The organism is Streptomyces sp. NPDC059255 (genome assembly GCF_042752355.1).
Taxonomy (GTDB): Bacteria; Actinomycetota; Actinomycetes; order Streptomycetales; family Streptomycetaceae; genus Streptomyces.
Window position 1 is genome coordinate 47,418 of sequence record NZ_JBHYZP010000019.1, and the last position, 19,312, is coordinate 66,729.

At 71.8% G+C, this 19,312-nt stretch carries 14 protein-coding genes; 7 read left to right on the top strand and 7 right to left on the bottom strand.

Annotated elements, in window-relative coordinates:
• Positions 1-11 precede the first annotated feature (11 nt).
• From ACFXKG_RS22315 to ACFXKG_RS22345, 7 genes are all read left to right on the top strand, one after another.
• Complete coding sequence (locus ACFXKG_RS22315) at positions 12-842, top strand: arylamine N-acetyltransferase (RefSeq protein WP_384841680.1); 831 nt, start codon at positions 12-14, stop codon at positions 840-842.
• Positions 842-2,980, top strand: a complete 2,139-nt coding sequence (gene pabB, locus ACFXKG_RS22320; RefSeq protein ID WP_384841960.1) for an aminodeoxychorismate synthase component I — start codon at positions 842-844, stop codon at positions 2,978-2,980. The genes ACFXKG_RS22315 and pabB overlap by 1 nt, the downstream gene beginning before the upstream one ends.
• 99 nt (positions 2,981-3,079) lie before the next feature.
• Positions 3,080-4,009 (top strand): diiron oxygenase, encoded by a 930-nt coding sequence (locus tag ACFXKG_RS22325; RefSeq protein ID WP_384841683.1) that lies wholly within the window; start codon positions 3,080-3,082, stop codon positions 4,007-4,009.
• Positions 4,010-4,101: 92 nt separating this feature from the next.
• Positions 4,102-5,340, top strand: a complete 1,239-nt coding sequence (locus ACFXKG_RS22330; RefSeq protein WP_384841686.1) for a cytochrome P450 — start codon at positions 4,102-4,104, stop codon at positions 5,338-5,340.
• A 101-nt stretch (positions 5,341-5,441) separates the two neighbouring features.
• A complete protein-coding gene (locus ACFXKG_RS22335; protein WP_384841689.1) occupies positions 5,442-7,103 on the top strand; it encodes a carbamoyltransferase N-terminal domain-containing protein in 1,662 nt (553 codons plus the stop codon).
• 205 nt (positions 7,104-7,308) lie between these two features.
• Positions 7,309-10,695, top strand: a complete 3,387-nt coding sequence (car, locus tag ACFXKG_RS22340; RefSeq protein ID WP_384841692.1) for a carboxylic acid reductase — start codon at positions 7,309-7,311, stop codon at positions 10,693-10,695.
• A gap of 106 nt (positions 10,696-10,801) precedes the next feature.
• Entirely contained in the window at positions 10,802-11,482 is a 681-nt protein-coding gene (locus tag ACFXKG_RS22345) for a phosphatase PAP2 family protein (protein ID WP_384841695.1), read from the top strand.
• Positions 11,483-11,489: 7 nt separating this feature from the next.
• On the opposite strand, the gene ACFXKG_RS22350 is transcribed toward ACFXKG_RS22345, so the two are convergent.
• From ACFXKG_RS22350 to ACFXKG_RS22380, 7 genes are read right to left on the bottom strand one after another with little or no spacing between them, the layout of a single operon-like run.
• Positions 11,490-12,890: a glutamate-1-semialdehyde 2,1-aminomutase gene (locus ACFXKG_RS22350; RefSeq protein WP_384841698.1), complete on the bottom strand. Its 1,401-nt coding sequence runs from the start codon at positions 12,888-12,890 to the stop codon at positions 11,490-11,492.
• Between the two features lie 7 nt (positions 12,891-12,897).
• A complete protein-coding gene (gene rfbC / locus ACFXKG_RS22355) occupies positions 12,898-13,449 on the bottom strand; it encodes a dTDP-4-dehydrorhamnose 3,5-epimerase (RefSeq protein ID WP_384841701.1) in 552 nt (183 codons plus the stop codon).
• 56 nt (positions 13,450-13,505) lie between these two features.
• A complete protein-coding gene (locus tag ACFXKG_RS22360; RefSeq protein WP_384841704.1) occupies positions 13,506-14,738 on the bottom strand; it encodes a polysaccharide pyruvyl transferase family protein in 1,233 nt (410 codons plus the stop codon).
• Entirely contained in the window at positions 14,735-15,682 is a 948-nt protein-coding gene (locus tag ACFXKG_RS22365) for a glycosyltransferase family 2 protein (protein WP_384841707.1), read from the bottom strand. The genes ACFXKG_RS22360 and ACFXKG_RS22365 overlap by 4 nt, the downstream gene beginning before the upstream one ends.
• Positions 15,679-17,016 carry a hypothetical protein gene (locus ACFXKG_RS22370; protein WP_384841710.1) on the bottom strand — a complete coding sequence of 446 codons (1,338 nt, stop codon included), beginning with the start codon at positions 17,014-17,016 and terminating at the stop codon, positions 15,679-15,681. The genes ACFXKG_RS22365 and ACFXKG_RS22370 overlap by 4 nt, the downstream gene beginning before the upstream one ends.
• Positions 17,013-18,296 carry a DUF4910 domain-containing protein gene (locus tag ACFXKG_RS22375; RefSeq protein WP_384841713.1) on the bottom strand — a complete coding sequence of 428 codons (1,284 nt, stop codon included), beginning with the start codon at positions 18,294-18,296 and terminating at the stop codon, positions 17,013-17,015. The genes ACFXKG_RS22370 and ACFXKG_RS22375 overlap by 4 nt, the downstream gene beginning before the upstream one ends.
• Positions 18,284-19,309, bottom strand: a complete 1,026-nt coding sequence (locus tag ACFXKG_RS22380; RefSeq protein ID WP_384841717.1) for an NAD-dependent epimerase/dehydratase family protein — start codon at positions 19,307-19,309, stop codon at positions 18,284-18,286. Before ACFXKG_RS22380 ends, ACFXKG_RS22375 begins: the two co-directional genes overlap by 13 nt.
• Between the last annotated feature and the right edge of the window lie 3 nt (positions 19,310-19,312).

The following is a 19,312-nucleotide window of genomic DNA, read 5'->3' on the forward strand; positions in this document are numbered from 1 at the left end:
GTGAGCTACGGGTGACAGATTCGATGTGGCAGGGGAGCGGCGTCGACCTGGACGCCTACCTGACCCGCGTGGGCTACCGGGGCGACGTGGCTCCGGACCTCGCCACGCTGCGGGGCCTGCACACCGCCCACGTCGACGCGATCGCCTTCGACAACCTCGACGCGGTGCTCGGGCGCACGGCGGTGCCGCTGGACCTGGACAGCGTCCAGGAGAAGATCGTACGGCGGGGCCGCGGCGGCTGGTGCCTGGAACAGGTCGTGCTGATGGCGGCCGTGCTGGACCGCATCGGGTTCACGTTCACGGCGTTCGCCGGCCGGACGCGGATCCGCACCGGGAACAAGTTCGGGCCGGCCCTGCACGTGGCCCTGTGCGTGGAACTCGACGGCGAACGCTGGCTCCACGACGTGAGTTTCGGTGGCTACGGGCCGCACGAGCCGATCCGGCTCGCGGAGAACGCGCGGCTGGACGGCGACTGGCCGTTCGACCTCGTGCGAGAGCCGACCGGTGAACACGTACTGCGGTTTCTGCGGCCGGAGGGACCGGCGGAGCTCTACGGCTTCACCACGGACGTGCGCTATCCGTCGGACTTCGAGCTCCTCAACCACTTCTGCCTCACCCATCCGCGCTCACCGTTCAACCACCGGATGGTCCTCCAGCGCACGCAGCCCGACGTGAGGCACGTCCTCGCCGGCAGCACACTCACGGAGATACGTCCCGCGGAGCCGGCGACGATCCGGGAACTCGATCTGGAAGAGATGCTTTCCGCTCCCGAGGAGATCTTCGGGATCACCCTGGAACCGGGCGACGTCCAGGCGCTCTGGAAAATCTTGGACGGTCCATGATGCGTACCCTGCTGCTGGACAACTACGACTCGTACACCTTCAACCTTTACCAGTTGATCGCCGACATCAACGGCCAGGAGCCGGTCGTCATGGTCAACGACGATCCCCTGTTGTCCAGCCTGCGGCTGGAGGACTTCGACAACATCGTGGTCTCACCCGGCCCCGGACGGCCGCAGCACCCCCGCGACGTCGGCCTCCTCGGCGACCTGCTGCGCCGCACCACGCTGCCCGTGCTGGGCGTCTGCTTCGGCCATCAGCTGATCGCGCACCTGGCCGGAGCGTCGGTGGCCGCCGCGCCCGAACCGAGACACGGGCACCTCGCCAAGGTCTCCCACGAGGGGGATCCGCTGTTCGCCGGAATTCCGCGCGAATTCGTGGCGGTTCGCTACCACTCGCTGTGCGTGCGGGAGCCCCTGCCCGAGGAACTCGTCGCCACCGCGTGGGCGGACGACGGTGTGGTCATGGCGCTGCGTCACCGTGATCTGCCGCAGTGGGGCGTGCAGTTCCACCCCGAGTCGATCGCTTCCCAGTACGGTCGTGAGATCCTGCGGAACTTCGCCGAACTGACCCGCCGGACGCGGCACGGACAACGGCCGTCCGCCACCGACGCCGCCACCGCCACCGACACGGACACCGTCGCCGACGCCGACGCCGTCACCGCACGGTCCGACGACACGCCCGGCGCGGTCGGGGGACTGGGAATCATCAGCACGGTCGTGTCGACCGCCGCCGATTCCGAGGCCATATTCCTCAAGCTCTTCGACCACATCCCGTACTGCTTCTGGCTGGACAGCAGCCGGGTGGAGGAAGGCCTGTCCCGGTTCTCGTTCCTCGGCGACACGTCAGGTCCGCTCAGCGAGGTCCTGACGTACCGCACCGGCAGCGGGACCGTGGAAGTGCGCGACGCGAACGGCGTCCGCCGCGTCACCGGCAGCGTGTTCGACGTCCTCGATCAGCGGCTGCGCGAACGGCGCATCCCCGACACGGACCTGCCGTTCGACCTGACCGGAGGCTACGTCGGCTACTTCGGCTACGAACTCAAGGCCGAATGCGGCGCCACGGCCGGCCACACCGCCGAAACACCGGACGCCGTCTGGATGTTCGCCGATCGCGTCATCGCGGTCGACCACCAGGAGGGACTGACCTACCTGGTGGCCGTCCACGACGAGAAGTCCCGGCGCGACGCGCAGGAGTGGGTGGAACGGACCTCCGCGCTCCTGACCGGCCTGAACCCGGCCGAAGCCGAGCCACCGCGCGAGCCCGCCGCCGGTCCGCCCCCGCATGCCGAGGAGTACCTCGGCCGCGGCCGGAGCCAGTACCTGGCGGACATCACGGAGTGCCGACGGCAGTTGAACCGGGGCGAGAGCTACGAGATCTGCCTGACCAACATGCTGCACATGCCGTTCCATGACGACGACACCTCCTTCTACCTGAGGCTGCGCCGGGCGAACCCGGCACCGTACGCCGCGCTTCTGCGCCTCGGTGACGTCACGGTCTTCAGCTCCTCGCCGGAGCGGTTCCTGCGCATCGAGAGAGACCGCACGGTCACCAGCAAGCCGATCAAGGGCACAGCCCCTCGCGACGCCGACCCGGTCCGCGACGCCGAACTGGCCGCCACCCTCGCCTCCAGCGCCAAGACCCAGGCCGAGAACCTGATGATCGTCGACCTGCTGCGCAACGACCTGGGCCGGGTGTGCGAGGTGGGCAGCATCGAGGTCGACCCGTACCTGGCCGTCGAGAGCTACGAGACCGTGCACCAACTGGTCTCCACCGTTCGTGGACGGCTCAATGACGGGGTCAGCGCGCTGGACTGCGTCCGGCAGTGCTACCCGGGCGGATCGATGACGGGGGCGCCGAAGCTGCGCACCATGGAGATCATCGACCGGTTGGAGACGGAGGCCCGGGGTGTCTACTCCGGGGCCCTCGGCTACTTCGGCCTCTCCGGAGGCACGGACCTGAACATCGTGATCCGCACCGCGGTCCGCGTCGGTGACCGGTTGACCATCGGCGCCGGCGGGGCGATCGTGCTCGACTCCGACCCGCAGGAGGAGTACGAGGAGATGCTGCTCAAGGCGGCGGCGTCGCTCCGGGCCTGGCGTGCGCCGGCGGTGTCGGACGTGGGCGGCTCCCCACGATGAACACAGCGATGAGCACAGCGGTTCGGCCCCCGACCGGTTCTCCGCATCGGGTCGGCGCCCGCCTGCTTCCCGTGGTGAACCCATGAAGGAGGTTTCCCGATGACCGCGGCACGCGAAGTGCCCGAGTACGAGCGCGACCTGCTGGCGCAGTTGACGCTCCGCTGGGGGAAGCGAGTGGCCGTCAAGAAGGACGAGCTCGACCTCGACGGTCACTTCGACGCGGCGCTGCCGGACTTTCCCGAACACCTCGTCCCGGTGCTGGGCCTGCCGGGTGCCGACCGGCTCGACCGGGACGCCCGCGAGCGCATCCTGTCCGCGGCGTGGATCTCCTACAACGCCAAGACCGCGGCCATCGAGGACGAGATCATCCTGCCGGCCTGCCGGCTGATGCTGCAGGAACGGATCCCCGTCCGCCGCGACGACGTCGCCGTCGACGCGCTGCACCAGACGATCATCGACGAGCATTACCACATCCTGATGTGCCACAACGCCGTCGGTGTCACCCGCAGGCGGCGCGGCCTGGAGGACGTGCGGTTCGCGCCGGGCGTCTGGTCCGTCGTCCAGGGACGGGACGCGGTCCGCGTCGGGCTGTCCGGTTTCGACCGCGACATCGTCGACATCGCGTTCTCCCTGGCCGCCGAGACGACGATCAGCGGGTTCCTCTCCGCACTCGCCACCGCCCAGGAGATCCAGCCGATGAACCGGATCACCACCGATCTGCACCGGCGGGACGAGAGCGGACACGCCGTGGTGTTCCGCGAGTTGTGCGGCTCGCTCTACCGGAACCTGGACGGCGCAGAGCAGCGGATGTTCCGCGAGGCGCTCGTCACCGGGCTCACCGCGTTCCGCTCCGCGGACCTGGAACCGTGGGTGACCGTGGCGGCCCAGGGCGGCTTCGAGATCGACACCGGTCAGCTGAGCGCGTGGGCCGCGTCCCGTCCGGCGCCCGCGCGGGACACCGGACCGTTGCAACTGCTCCTCGACGACCTGGGCATCAGCCACGACCTCGTCGAGATGGTCCGGCGCTGACCGCCCCGCACCGCAGGTACGAGTCGGCGTGCGCCCGCGCCTCAACGCCTCGTTCGGCGCGTGAAACCAACAATATTTTCGAGGATGCGCCCATGGATCAGGATTCCGCCCTTCTGGAACTCGACGACGCCTTCGTGCAGGACCCCTACTCGGTGTACGCGAAGCTCAGCGCCGAAGGCTCGGCGCACCGGGTGCGGATGCCCCCCGGAGTCCCCGTGTGCGGCGGACTGCCGGTCTGGCTCATCACCGGATACGAGGCGGTGCGCTCCGCACTGGCGGATCCCCGGCTGAGCACCGATCTGAACAGGATGGACCGGCTGTTCGCGCAGAACGAGCCGGACAGCAACCGACGTGCCGGTTTCTCACCGGTCATCGCCAGCCACATGCTGAACTCCGACCCGCCGGACCACACCCGGATGCGCAAGCTCGTGAGCAAGGCCTTCACCAGCCGCGCCGTCGAAGCGCTCCGGCCGGAGATCGAGCAGATCACCGGCGGACTGATCGATGCCCTCTCGGACGACGACACGGTGGACCTGCTGGACGCCTTCGCGTTTCCGCTGCCGATCCGGGTGATCTGTCTGCTGCTGGGTGTGCCGGTCGAGGAGCAGGAGAACTTCAAGGCCTGGTCCAAGGCGCTCGTCTCCGGCGACTCCCCGGAAGCGGCCGCCGCCGCCACGACCGAGGTGGTCGCGTACCTCGGCGAACTCATCGAGCGCAAACGCCGCGTGCCCACCGACGACGTGCTCGCCGCCGTGGTCTCGGCCCACGACGTCGACCACCAGCTGACCGAGATCGAACTGGTCTCGATGGCCTACCTGCTGTTCGTCGCCGGTTTCGAGACCACCCTCAACGCCCTGGGCAACGGCACGCTCCACCTGATGCGGAACCCGGACCAGTGGGAGGCACTGCGCGAGGACCGTTCCCTCCTCCCCGGCGCGGTCGAGGAGTTCCTGAGGCTGGAGAGCCCGCTGAAGCACGCCTCCTTCCGGTGCGCGACGGAGGACCTGACCATGGGTGACGTCGAGATCCGGGCCGGCGACTTCGTGCTGCTGGCGATCGCCTCCGCCAACCGTGATCCGCGGCGCTTCGACGATCCGCATGCGCTGGACGTCCGCAGGCCCACCGACGGCGGCCATCTGGCCTTCGGACACGGCATCCACCACTGCCTCGGGGCGCCGCTGGCCAGGGTGGAGCTGCGGGTGGCGTTCGGCGCCCTGCTCGACGCGTTCCCCGCCATGAGGCTCGCGGCCGACCCTGCGGAACTGCGCTGGCGTACCAGCACGATCATTCGCGGGCTCCACTCACTGCCGGTACGGCTGAACCGCCGCTAGTGGCGGGTGATGAACAGTGCGTCACCATCCTTTTGATGTGACTTCTGATGTGACTGCCGAATTCCAGGCCGCTGTGCGGCCAGAAAGGTGTGGCTGACCACATGCTCATATGCGGGATCAAGGCATCGCACGACGGCGGGGTCGCCGTCATCGCAGACGGCCGCCTTCTCTTCAGCTACGAGATCGAGAAGCTGAACAACGGCGAACGCTACAGCTCCCTCGGAGACCTGGAACGCGTGACGGAGATCCTCGCCGCGGAGGGCCTGTCACCCGCCGACATCGACCAGTTCGTGGTCGACGGCTGGTACACGAAGGACGCCGCGGGCCAGCCCGCCGTCACGGTGAACGCCGGCGGCCTGCCGGTACAGCTCCGGACCGCGCCGTACCTGGAGAGCCCCGGCGACGACGGGCCGCTGCAACGCCACACCTTCAGCGGCCATGGTTTCGACACCTACGCCGGCTACACCCATGTCGCCAACCATCTCATCGGCACGTACTGCTCAAGCCCGTTCGCCGCCAGGGGCGAAGACGCGTTCGTCGTGGTCTGGGACGGCCTCGTCACGCCGCGCCTCTACCGGGTGCGGGCCGCGACCCGTGAGGTGACCTTCGTCGAGTCCCTGCTGCCCGTCTTCGGAGGCAGTTTCGCGGCCTTCTGCTCGCGGTTCGAGCCGTATGTGCTCAACACCGACGACGTCACGTCGGACACGTACATCCGCCAACACCTCTCCGTCGCGGGGAAGGCCATGGCGTACGCGGCCAAGGGCCGGGTCGAGACCGGTGCCTTCGCCGTCTTCGACGACCTCATGGCCGAGTTCCGCGACCTTCCCGTCGACAAGGTGGGCGTGCTGGGCGACAAGGTAGCCGCGAACAGGGACGAGCTGATGCCGGGCCTGTCCAACGCGGACCTCATCGCCACCTACCAGGCCTACATCGGCCACCACCTGCTGGAGCGGCTCACCTCGGCGGTACGGAGCCGCTTCCCGGACGGCGGCCACAACCTGGTGCTCGGCGGCGGCTGCGCGCTCAACATCAAGTGGAACACCGCGATTCGGGCCAGCGGGGTCTTCCAGGAGGTCTTCGTCCCGCCCTTCCCCAACGACGCGGGGGCGGCGATCGGAACAGCGGCCTGCGAGATGTTCCGGCGCGGCCGGACGGCGCTGGAGTGGGATGTCTACAGCGGACCGCGGATCACCACGGGCACACTTCCCGACGGGTGGCGGGCCCAGCCCTGCGACGAACGGCAGCTGGCCGCCCTCCTGCACACCGAGGGCGAACCGGTGGTCGTCCTTTCCGGCCGGGCGGAGCTGGGCCCGCGCGCTCTGGGCAACCGGAGCATCCTGGCGCCCGCGACCGACAGCCGGATGAAGGACCGGCTCAACGACATCAAGAACCGGGCCCCGTACCGGCCCGTCGCCCCCATCTGCCTGGAGGAGCGCGCGCCGGAGGTCTTCGCCCCCGGCACGCCCGACCCGTACATGATCTTCGAGCACCGCATGCGGCCCGGGTGGGCCGAACGCGTCCCGGCCGTCGTGCACCTGGACGGTACCGCTCGGCTCCAGACCATCGCGTCGACCCAGGACACCGACACCGCTCGTATCCTCACCGCCTACGCGGACATCAGCGGCGTACCGGTGTTGTGCAACACGAGCGCGAACCTTGGGGGACGGGGATTCTTTCCCGACGTCGAGTCGGCGGCGAAGTGGGGCGGAACGCGCTACATCTGGTCCGAGGGGACGCTTTACACCAACCCCCGCGTGGGGTGATGTCCCCGTGCCGATCCGTGCACAGGCCCCGGCTGAAAATCGTCACCTGGAACACCGGTTTCCGTAACTCCCGCTGACTACACGGCCCTTGTAGAATGTCGCGCCCTGGAGAGACCGCCCGCCGACGCCCGGCAAAGGGACGTCGCAGGCCGACAGGCCGGCGGTATCCGGACAAGTCCGCCACCTATGCGACGCGGAGATCACAGTGCGACTCGCGCAAGTCATGGCACATGCCTTTGAGCGCTACCAGGACCGGCCCGCCGTCGGTGAGCGGGCGAGGGAGTTCGTGCGGGACCCCCGGACCGGGCGCGTTTCGGCCCGTCTGCTGCCGCACTACGAAACGACCACCTACCGGCAGCTGTGGAGCCGCATCCAGGCGGTGGCGAGCGAATGGCACCACCACCCGCGGCGCCCTCTCGTCGCGGGCGACCGGGTGGCCCTCCTCGGCTTCAGCAGCCGGGACTACGCGACGCTGAACCTGGCGTGCGCCCAACTCGGCGCCGTCATGGTCCCGTTGCAGACCAGTGCGGCGACCGGGCAGCTGACGTCCGTCATGGCGGAGACCGAGCCGTTGCTCGTCGCCACGAGCATCGAACGACTGGACACGGCGACCGACCTGACCCTGCGCACACCTTCGGTCCAGCGGCTGGTCGTGTTCGACCACCACCCGCGCGCCGAGGACCAGGCGGAGCGATTCGACGCCGCCCGCGAGGGCCTGATCCGGGCCGGACGGGACGTGGAGGTCGTCACCCTGTCGGAGGTCCTCGACCGCGGCGCGGCCCTGCCCGAGGCACCGCCGTACGTCCCCGGCGACGACGAGGACCCCCTCTCGATCCTCATCTACACCTCGGGGAGTACGGGAACACCGAAGGGGGCGATATACACCGAGCGGATGGCCAGGGTGATGTGGCAGTACCTGGCGAAGCCGAGCGCCACGGATACGGTCACCCTCAACTACACACCGATGAGCCATGTCGCGGGCCACTTCTCGCTGACGAACACACTGGCGCGCGGCGGCACCAACTGCTTCACCGCCAGTAGCGACCTGTCGACATTCTTCGAGGACATCGCTCTCGTACGCCCCACCGAGCTGTCCCTGGTGCCGCGCGTGTGCGAGATGTTCCACCAGCTCTACCGGAGCGAGCTGGACCGGCGGATCTCCGCGGGCGCCGACCCGGAGCGGGCCGCGACCGAGGTGCGCGAGCGGCTCCGCGAGGAGGTCCTCGGAGGGCGCGTCGGCTGGGCCAGCTGCGGCTCCGCGCCGCTGTCCGCCACACTGACCGAGTTCACCGAGGACCTGCTCGGCGTGCCCCTGCACAACGTGTACGGCTCCACGGAGGTCGTGGGCATCGCCGCCGACGGCGAGTTGCTGAGCCCGCCGGTGACCGACTACAAGCTGGCCGACGTGCCCGAGCTCGGCTACTTCCGCACCGACACCCCGCACCCGCGCGGCGAGCTTTTGGTGAAAGCCGACGGCATTCCCGGCTACTACAAGCAGCCCGAACTGACGGCGGAACTCTTCGACGAGGACGGCTACTACAGGACCGGCGACATCGTCGCGGAACTCGGTCCGCGCCGTATCGCCGTCGTGGACCGCCGCAAGAGCGTCCTGAAGCTGTCCCAGGGCGAGTTCGTGGCGGTCGCCAGGCTGGAATCGGTCTTCGTCACCAGCCCGTCGGTGCGGCAGATCTTCCTCTACGGCAACAGCGAGCGCTCCTACCTGCTCGCCGTCGTCGTGCCCACCCCGGACGCGCTGGAGCGGTACGGGGACGACCGGGAACGTCTCGGACAACTGCTGAGCGAATCGCTCCAGCGGATCGCGAAGGACACCGGCCTGCACTCGTACGAGATCCCCAGGGGGCTGTTGATCGAGGCCGAGCCGTTCAGCCAGACCAACGGCCTGCTGTCGGACCAGCGAAAGTTGTTGTGGCCCAAGCTCGTGGAGCGTTACGGCGAGCGACTGGAGCAGTTGTACGCCGAGATCTCGGCCCACGAGGCCCAGGAACTGCTCGACCTGCGCCGCACGGGCGGCGACCGGCCGGTGGTGGAAACGGTCCAGCGGGCCGCGCGGGCGCTGCTGGTGGGCTCGACGACCGAGGTGAGTCCCGCCGCGCACTTCCGGGACCTCGGCGGCGACTCGCTGTCCGCGGTGTCACTGTCGAACCTGTTGCACGACACCTTCGGTGTCCGGGTGCCGGTCGACGTCATCATCAGCCCCGCGCACGACCTGCGGCGGCTGGCCGCCTACGTCGAGGCCAAGCGCACGGCCACCGCGACGCGCCCCACCTTCGCGTCGGTGCACGGCGAGGACGCCACCGAGACGCACGCCAAGGACCTCAACCTGGGCCGGTTCATCGACGCGGCGACGCTCGACGGCGCCCGCCACCTCCCGCGCCCCGGCGGGGAACCACGCCGCGTTCTGCTGACCGGCGCGAGCGGATACCTGGGGCGCTTCCTCACCCTTGAGTGGCTCCAACGGCTTGCCCCGGCCGACGGCAGGCTGATCGTCGTGGTCCGCGGCAAGGACCCGGACGCCGCCCGGCAGCGGCTGGCCGATGCCTTCGGCAGCGACGACTCCGAACTGACCCGCATCTTCCAGGAGTTGGCCGCCGGGCACCTGGAGGTGCTGGCAGGGGACATCGCCGAGCCGAGGCTGGGCCTGGACGAGGCGACGTGGGAACGGCTGGCCGGCGAGGTGGACCTGATCGTCCACGCGGGCGCCCTGGTGAACCACGTACTGCCGTACCGCCACCTGTTCGACGCCAACGTCCTCGGAACCGCGGAGCTCATCCGGCTGTCCCTGACCGAACGGCTCAAGCCCGTCACGTACATCTCCAGCGTGGCCGTGTCCCGATCCCGGAGGGGACAGCCGCTCGACGAGGACACCGACGTGCGCGCCGCGCTGCCGGTCCAGCCGGTCGACGACGGGTACGCCGGCGGGTACATGACGAGCAAGTGGGCGGGGGAGGTGCTGCTGCGGGAGGCGCACGACCTGTGCGACCTGCCGGTGACGGTGTTCCGCTCCAACATGATCCTCGCGCACAGCCGGTACGCCGGGCAGCTCAACGTGCACGACATGTTCAGCCGGCTGCTGTTCAGTCTCCTCGCGACGGGCGTGGCCCCGAGCTCCTTCTACCGGACCGGCGGCGGCGAGGGGCCGCGGGCCCACTACGACGGCCTGCCCGTCGACTTCACCACGGCATCGGTCGTCGCGCTGGGCCGGAGCACCTCCGGGTACCGGACCTTCCATCTGGTGAACCCGCACGACGACGGCATCTCGCTCGACACGTTCGTGGAGTGGCTCATCGAGGACGGCCACGGAATCGAGCGGATCGCGGGCTACGGTGACTGGCTCGTCCGCGTCGAAGCCGCCCTGCGCAACCTGCCCGAGGCACAGCGCCGGTACTCCGTCCTTCCCCTGCTGCGGGGCTTCCGGGAACCGGAAGAGGCTGTGCCCGGTTCGGACGTCCCGTGTGCCCGTTTCCGGGCGGCCGTCCAGGAGGCCGGCATCGGACCGGACCGGGACGTGCCGCGCCTCTCCCCGGCCCTCATCCGCCAGTACGCGACGGACCTGCGGCGCCTGATGACCTAGAGCCTGTCGAGGTTCCCCGCGCAACGGCCTGCGCGGCGTCGAGTACCTGTGTGAACCTTGCGTACGAGGCGAGGCGTCCTCGGCTCCGTCGGGAGGGGAGATGCGGGTGACCGGCCGGCCGTCGCGCGCGGTGCTGCCCCCGTCGGCGCGTGCCTGGCTCGGGTCGCTCGCGGCCCTCGCGGCGCTGGTGGTCGTGGTGCTCGGGGTCCTGTACGCCGGAGACGGCGGGCCCGGCGGGGTGGACGCGCGGGTCTCCGCGGTGGTGGAGGGGGTCGGGGCGCCGTGGCGGCAGGCCGCTCTGGCCGTGGACTTCCTGGGGGAGCCCGTGGGGGCGGCGGCGCTGGTCGTGGCCGCCGTGACGGGGTGCCTGCTGGGCCGGCGTCCGCGCGCGGCGGTGCTCGTCGTCGCCGGGGCCGGACTGACCGTGGGGACGACGACGCTGCTCAAGTCCCTGGTGGGACGCACCATCCACGACGGGAGCCTGTCCTACCCGAGCGGGCACACCGCCTTTCTCACCGCGCTGGCCCTCGTGGCGGCGCTGCTCGCGGCCGGCCGGCCCGGCCTCGGCGGGACGGCCGGCGCGTCACTCGTGCTCGCCGCGGTGCTGATCGCGGGCGCCGCCATGGGCTGGGCACAGGTCGCCCTGGGCGCGCACTATCCGACCGATGTCCTCGGCGGCTGGTGCACCGCGCTCGCGGTGGTACCGGCGACCGCCTGGCTGGTGGACCGGGCGGCCGGCCGGGCGGCTGGCGCCGGTGCCGGTGCCGGTCGCCGGGAGCGTCGCTGACCGCACGTCACGCCCGGCGGCGGAACACGGGCTTCACCGGCCGCCCGGCCAGCCAGGGGGTGGGGTCGGCGGCGTCCAGCGCCTTCCGGTACACGGCGCACGCCTGGGCCACCACCTCGACGGTGTGATCGATGTCGGCGTCGGTGAGCGCGCTGCTCACCACGAACGACGGAGCCAGCACCCCGCCCGCGAGGAGCCGCCGCAGGAACAGGGTCCGGTACTCCTGCGACGGCCGCCGGTTCTCGTCGAGGGTGGCGAAGACCAGGTTGCTGGCCCGGCCCCGGACGACGAGGTGGTCGCCGACGCCCAGGCCCGCCGCGGCCTCGCGGACACCGGCGGCCAGCCGCTCGCCGAGCGCGTGCAGCCGCGCGGTGACGCCCTCTTCGGCGTACGTCGTCTGTACGGCCATCGCGGCCGCCAGGGAGTGGGTTTCCGCACCGTGCGTGGTGGACAGCAGGAACACCCGGTCGCCGGAGTGGCGCAGCCCGCCCCGCTCCATCAGATCGCGGCGCCCGGCCAGCGCCGAGACGGCGAACCCGTTGCCCAGCGCCTTGCCGAACGTGGAGAGGTCGGGGACGACGCCGTACAGACCCTGGGCGCCCGCCTCGGACCAGCGGAAGCCGGTGATCATCTCGTCGAAGACCAGGACGCAGCCGTGCCGGTCGGCCAGTTCGCGCAGGCCGGCGAGGTAGCCGGGAGTGGGGTCGCCCCCGCCCGGACGGAGGGGAGAGCCGGGGGAGGGCCCGGTGTGGCCGGCGGGTTCGAGGATCAGGCAGGCGATCTCGTCCCGGTACCGGGTGAGCAGTTCCTCCGTGGCGGCCAGGTCCCCGTAAGGGAAGGACACGGTCAGCTCGTTGGTCGCGGCCGGAACGCCGGCGGACATCGGCGTGGTGCCGATGAACCAGTCGTCGACGGAGAAGAACGGATGGTCGGCGCAGACGGCCACCCGCGCGCGCCCGGTGGCGGCGCGGGCGAGGCGGACCGCGGCGGTGGTGGCGTCGGAGCCGTTCTTCGCGAACTTCACCATCTCGGCGGTCGGCACCGTGGCCAGGAAGCGTTCCGCGGCCTCGACCTCCACGATGGACGGCCGGACGAAGTTGCTGCCGCGGTCGAGTTCCCTTCGCACCGCCTCGGTCACGCGGGGGTGGGCGTGGCCGAGGCTGACCGACCGCAGGCCGGAGCCGTACTCGATGTAGCGGTTGCCGTCGATGTCCCACACATGGGCGCCGCGGCCGTGGCTGATGACCGGGGCCAGGTTCTCGGGGTACTGGTCGTCGCCCTTGGCATAGGTGTGCGCGCCACCGGGGATCAGGGCGTGCAGCCGCTCGTTCGCCCTCCGCGACCGGGGCAGGGGGAGTTCCTCGGTATCCGCCGCGTCGGCGGTGTGTTCGGTGTGCGCCTTGTCCATGACGGCCTCAACTCTCCTTCCGGCGCAGGAACTCGGCGAGGCTCGGCGCCTCCCGGTCCCGCCGGGACATCGAGGTGACCGGCAGCGGCCAGTCGATGGCCAGCTCCGGGTCGTCGAAGGCGATCGTCACGTCCTCGGCCGGATCGTGCGGGCGGTCGATCCGGTACGAGACGTCGGCGGGCCCGGTCAGCGCCTGGAAGCCGTGCGCGCACCCCGCCGGGATGTACAGGGTCGTCTGCGTCTCGTCGGACAGCTCGAAGAAGGCCCGGTTCCGGTAGGTCGGCGAGTCCGTCCGCAGGTCCACGACGACGTCGAAGATCCGCCCGTACGAGCACCGCACCAGCTTGGCCTCCCCGGCGCCGGAGCGCAGGTGCAGGCCGCGCAGCACGCCCCGGACCGAGCGGGACAGGCTGTCCTGGACGAAGGCGTCCGGGTCGAGGCCCACCGAGCGGACCACGTCGGCGTCGAAGGTGCGGCAGAAGGAGCCGCGCTCGTCGGCGTACGGCGTCGGCTCGAACAGGTACGCGCCGGCGATCGCCGGGACGTCGGTCGCTTTCATTCCGGGCGCGGTCCTTTCGGTCGTCCTCGCTCCGGTCGTCTTCGTTCCGGGCGCGTTCATGAGGCCTCCCGTACGGTGTGGGCGTGGTCGGCCGCCGGGAACAGGGCCGCTGTCAGGGCGGTGAACTGGTGCTCCAGGCGCCGGGTGGCGACCAGGTTCCGCTCGGTGAGGGTCCGCCGTACCTCCGCCGATGCCCGCTCCAGCGCCCGGAACTGTTCGAGCAGCCGGCCGGCGTCGACCTCGCGGGCCGGATGGCAGTACGCGTCCAGCCCCATCCGCGCCATGAGCGCGTCGCTCTTCGCCGCATAGCTGAGTGCGAGCGTCGGCGTGCCGACCTTCAGCGCGCAGACCAGGTTGTGGTAGCGGGTCGCCACCACGGTGTCGGCGGCGGCCATCTCCCGCATCAGGTCGGCCAGCGAGGCCGTCTCGGCGGCGGTGACCAGCGGCGAGTCCACCGCGTCGACGATCGCGTCGGCCACCGGCGCGTCGGCCTCGTCGCCGGTGAGCAGCCGGACCGGCCTGCCGTCCTCGGCCAGCGCGCGGACGAAGCGGGTCGTGCCGTCGAGGTAGCGCCGGTGGATCTCCCCGGCGAGGGCGCGCTCGTCGTCGCCGCCGTGGAAGGCCATGACGCCGACGCAGACCCGGCCCGGCGGGCCCGGGGGCGCGCCCGTCGGCGGGGTCGGCAGGGCGAACGCGAGGTCCGGGTGGACCTCGTCGCGCGCGGTGTCCACGCCCATCGCCCGCATCGCGTCGCGGGAGAGCGTGTCCCGGTACGAGCGGTAGGCGGCCAGCCGCGCCGACCAGCGCACCAGGGCCCGGGTCGGCCGGCTGCCGATCGCGGCGGCGCCGACGCCGACCAGCGCCACCCGGGTGGCGAACAGCCGGCCGGTCGCGCAGAGCAGGAACAGCGCGTACGGGAAGCCCCACGGCCGCAGCGGCAGCGTCGCCTCCAGGACGCCCATCCCCGGCACGATCACCACGTCGTGCCGGCGCACCCACGCGGCGGTGCGGACGGCGTCGACGAGTTTGCCCAGCCCCTTCGCCGCGACCGCGCCCGCGCGCGACGCGGTCCGGTACTCCCCCCGGTACCAGTGCAGCCGCGTCGCGGGGATCCCGTACCGGGCCGTGACGGCCTCGGGTCCGCCGCACAGCGCGTCCACCACCGCCTCCGGGTGCGCGGCGCGGAGGTACCCGAGCACGGCCTCCAGCGACCCGTCGTTGCCGAGGTTGCCGGAGCCGAGCAGGCCGAACACCCCGACGCGCACCGGGGTTCCGGGCGCCGCCGTCATGTCCGCCTCCCCTCACGGCCGGCGACCAGGGCGTCGACGGAGACGGTGAGCCGGGCCGGGTCGACCGGGGCGCGGTCCTCGACCCGCTCGCCGGCGCCCGGCCGGACCCGGCCGGCCAGCCACGCGGCCAGATGGCGGTAGCAGGCGCGCCGGTCGGCCGGGGAGAGCGGTGCCCGCCGGACCGCCGCGACGAAGCCCCACACGTACTCGGCGAGCAGCCGGGGCGTCGGGTGCAGCGGGCCCGCCCGGCGCGGGTCCAGGTTGACGCACCGGGAGCGCTTGCCCGGGTTCGCCCGCTCGGCGCGGGTGGGGTGGTCGCGGCGGAAGTACAGCAGCTCCGGCACCTGGTGGAAGGGGCCGCGCAGGGTGATCTCGGCGACGAACGTGCGGTCCGCGTGGTGGTAGCTGTCGTGCGGCTTCACCCGGCGCAGCATGTCGGCCCGCATCACCCCGTAGAAGTCGTCGCCACCGGGCTCGAACAGCAGGCTGCGGAAGCGCTCCGGGGCGTGCGGCGAGTCGGTGGCGAGCCCGTACTCGTACGGGACCTTCACCCGGCCCTCGCCGTCGATGACCGCCTGGCCGCTGTGCGCGAGGATCACCTCCGGCCGCTCGTCCAGCGCCTCGACACAGCGCCGCAGCAGGTCGCGGGCGTACAGGTCGTCGTGCGAGGCCCACTTGAACAGCTCGCCGCGGCACTGGGTGAACACGTGGTTGTGGTTCGGCGCGGCGCCGATGTTCCGGGGCAGCCGGAGGTACCGGATACGCGAGTCCCGCGCGGCGTACCGGCGGCAGATGTCCTGGGTCCCGTCGGTCGAGGCGTTGTCGGAGATGACCAGCTCGAAGTCCTCGTAGGTCTGGCCGAGCAGGGCGTCGAGCGACTCGGCGAGGTACTCCTCGCCGTTGTACACGGGCAGGCCGATGCTCAGCCGGGGAAGGGCGGTCATGGCGTCCTCACTTCGCGGATGGGGTGGGGGTGGCGCTCGCGCAGGGCGGACCGCAGCTGCAGCCACCACACGACCGAGCCGCAGAGGGTCGCCGCGGCGACGCCCCAGGCCGAGCCGAGTGTGCCCGCGACGGCCGCCCCGCCGAGGCCGCCGCCGACGTAGCAGGCGGAGGCGAACAGCTGGCAGCGCAGGCTGCGCCGGGCCGCGCCGAGCGCGCGCAGCCCGGCCGCCGCGCCGGTGCCGAGGCCGGCGCCCGCGACGCCGAGCGTGGCCGGCACGATGAGCTCCGAGGCGGCGGGCCAGACGCCGCCGAGCACGAACTCACCGGCCCGGTCAGGCACCAGCAGCAGCGCCGCGCCCCAGAGCAGCGCGGCGGCGGCCTGCGTGCCGCCCAGCAGGAGGCAGAACGTGCCCAGCCGGTGCGGGGCCCGCCGTACCACCCGGGCCGCCTCCGCGACGGTGACCAGCGACAGCCCCATCAGCAGGGCGAGGAACGGGCCGAGCAGCAGCTCGGCGCCCCGGACCACCCCGACCGCGCCGACCCCGACGATCGCGCCGAGCCCGTACGCGCGCAACTGGCTCGCGCCGCTGACGCAGGTGTTCTCGACCAGGTACCGGTAGCCGAGGTCGCGGTGGTCGCGCACCCACGCGCGCGCCCCGGCCGGGCGGGGCCGGATCCCGGACTGGAGGCAGCCGTACGCCGCGGCCACCGCGGCGGACCCGCCCCAGGCGAGCACGAAGGCGGCCACGCTGCCCACCCGCGCCGCCACCACCATGGCCGGGACGAGCGCGACACCCCACACCAGGTCGTTGACGAACGCCTTCCGCCCGGTGCCGGCGGCGAAGAACGCGTACCGCCAGGCGTCCTGCAGCAGCAGCCCCGGCAGCATGACGCCGAGGCAGGCGAACGCGGACCCCACGGCGCCGCCGACCACCGGCCCGATCACCAGACACACCCCGCCGATCGCGGCACCGACGCCGAGCGCGGTACCCGACGACCGGGCCACCGCCCCGCGCCAGGAGGCCTCCGGCACCCCGCTGAAGCGCACCACGAGCGGGTCGGTGGCCAGCCCGCGGGAGACGCTGAGCACCACGCCGTAGGTCACCCACGCCAGGCTGAACACGCCGAACGCGGCGAGCCCGAGCGAGCGCGCCACGTAGATCCCCACGACGAAGTTGGTCAGGCTGGAGGCCGCCTGGTCGGCCAGCCCCCAGGACAGCCGGGCCGCGACGGCCCGGGTGGCGCTCCGCCGGGCGGGCCCGTCCGGAGCCGCCGGTGCCGGCGGTGCCCCCGATGTGGTCGTCTTCTTCCCCTCGGTGGTCATCGGCGTCATGCCTTGACCAGTCCGGCCGCGCCCAGGGCGTCGGCCGCGGCGGCGACGGCCTCGAACGGCAGCCCGGCCCGCTCGGCGACGTCCAGCAGCGTGTGCTCGCCGTCGGAGAGGCTGAGCACCCAGAGCATGGCCATCTGCGCCTGCTTCGCGTCGCTGCGGCCGCCGAGCGAGTCGTACAGCCCACGCCGGCCCAGCTGCGGCTCGCCGTAGGGACTGAGGTTGACGTACCGCCGGTTGCGGTCCAGGACGGCGAACGCCTCGCGGCACAGGGCGAGGGTGTCCGCCATCGCCGCCGGGGAGACGAGGTCCAGGTTGTCCGCCGAGGTGTGGTACTCGGGGTAGCCGGCGTACGGGGTCCGGCTGAGCGAGCCCACGCCGAGATCGAAGCCGGGCGAGCAGAACTGCCGCTCGTCGTAGCCGTACGGGGTGAACTCGGCGATGTGGTGCGGGCGTTCGGAGGCGCGCAGCACATGCCGCATCACCCGGTCGATCTCCGCGTCACCGCGCCTGCTCCGCTTGTAGTTCAGTTGCCCCGGGTCGCCGGCGCAGGCCAGCACCAGACCGTGCTTGATCTGGTCCACCCGCTCCGCGTTGCGTGCCAGCCAGGTGATCGCCCCGATGGTGCCGGGCGCGAAGACGAACCGGTAGGTGTAGTACGGCGTCGCCTCCGCCAGCGCCCGGGCCAGGAACGTCGCCACCGCGATGCCGGCCAGGTTGTCGTTGGCGAGCGACGGGTGGCAGACATGGCTGGAGACGATCACCTCGTCGGCGACCTGCCCGGGGACCACGTGCTCGGCGTAGGTGAGGTGGCCGTCGGCGAGGGTGGAGTCGACGCACACCTCGTACTCGCCGTCCGGCAGCGCGTCCAGGGTCTCCTGGGCCAGGCAGAACCCCCATTCGGGCCGGTAGTAGCTGGTGCGGTAGGGCACCCAGGACGGGTGGTCCGGCAGGGTGTGCAGGTGTCCGCGCAGCTCGGCCAGCGGCATGGTCGCCGACACGGGCACGCTGTAGCCGAGCACATGCAGACTGGACGCGGCGAAGTCGACGACCCGGTTGCCCGCGCTGTCGGCGATGTACGCGTCCCGGATGTTCCACTCCTGCGGCACCGTCCAGTCGAGCACCCGGGTGCCGGTCGGCACCTCGCGCACCTCCAGCGGGACGTACTCGCCGACGATGTCCAGGGTGGCGCGGACACCGTCGCCGGTGATGCTCCGGCACAGCGGGTACAACCGCTCCACCAGGGCGTACATCTCCTCGCCCGCCGCGGTCACCGGCGCCACCGCAGGGTGTCGTCGACGGCGCCGGCGTCGGACGCCGCGCGCAGCACGGCGAGCCGGGTGAAGCGCTGCTCGAAGTCCTCCCGGGTCAGCCCGTGTTTCCGGTAGGCGTCGGCGAGTTCGAGCGCGCCCTGCTCCACCGTCCACGCACAGGCGAAGCCGGGCACCGCGGCGCGGAACCGGGAGAAGTCCACCCGGTACGACCGCGGATCGGCACCGGTCTCCCCGGTGATCACCACCCGCGAGCCCGGTATCGCCTCGGCGACCTTTCCGGCGATCTCGGCGACGGTGACGTTGTTGATCTCGCTGCCGATGTTGAACGCCCGGTCGTGCACCGATTCCCGCGGCGCGGTCAGCGCGGCGGTGAAGGCCTGCGCGATGTCCGCGGCGTGCACCAGTGGGCGCCAGGGGGTGCCGTCGGAGAGCACCAGCACCTCGCCGGAGAGCAGCGCGTGGCCCACCAGGTTGTTCAGCACGATGTCGGCGCGCAGCCGGGGCGAGTAGCCGAAGGCGGTGGCGTTGCGCAGGAACACCGGGCTGAAGTCGCCGTCGGCGAGCGCGTGCAGGTCGTCCTCCACCCGCACCTTGGACTCCGCGTACGGCGTCACCGGGCGCAGCGGGGCGTCCTCGGTCACCAGGCCGCTCTCGCCGGCGGCGCCGTAGACCGAGCACGTCGACGCGTACAGGAAGCGCCGTACTCCGGCGTCGCGGGCCAGCCGGGCCAGCCGTACGGACGCGTGGTGGTTGATGTCGTGGGTGAGTTCCGGCGCCAGCGCGCCCAGCGGGTCGTTGGACAGGGCGGCCAGGTGGATCACGGCGTCCACCCCGGCCACGTGCGCGGCCGTGATGTCGCGCAGGTCCACCCGCGGCCCCGGCGGGTCCTCGGGCGGCGGGCCCAGGACGCAGTCGGCGAACAGGCCGGCGTCCAGCCCGACGACCTCGTGCCCGGCGGCCGTGAGGACGGGGGCCATCACGGTGCCCAGATAGCCCTGGTGTCCGGTCAGCAGTACGCGCACAGT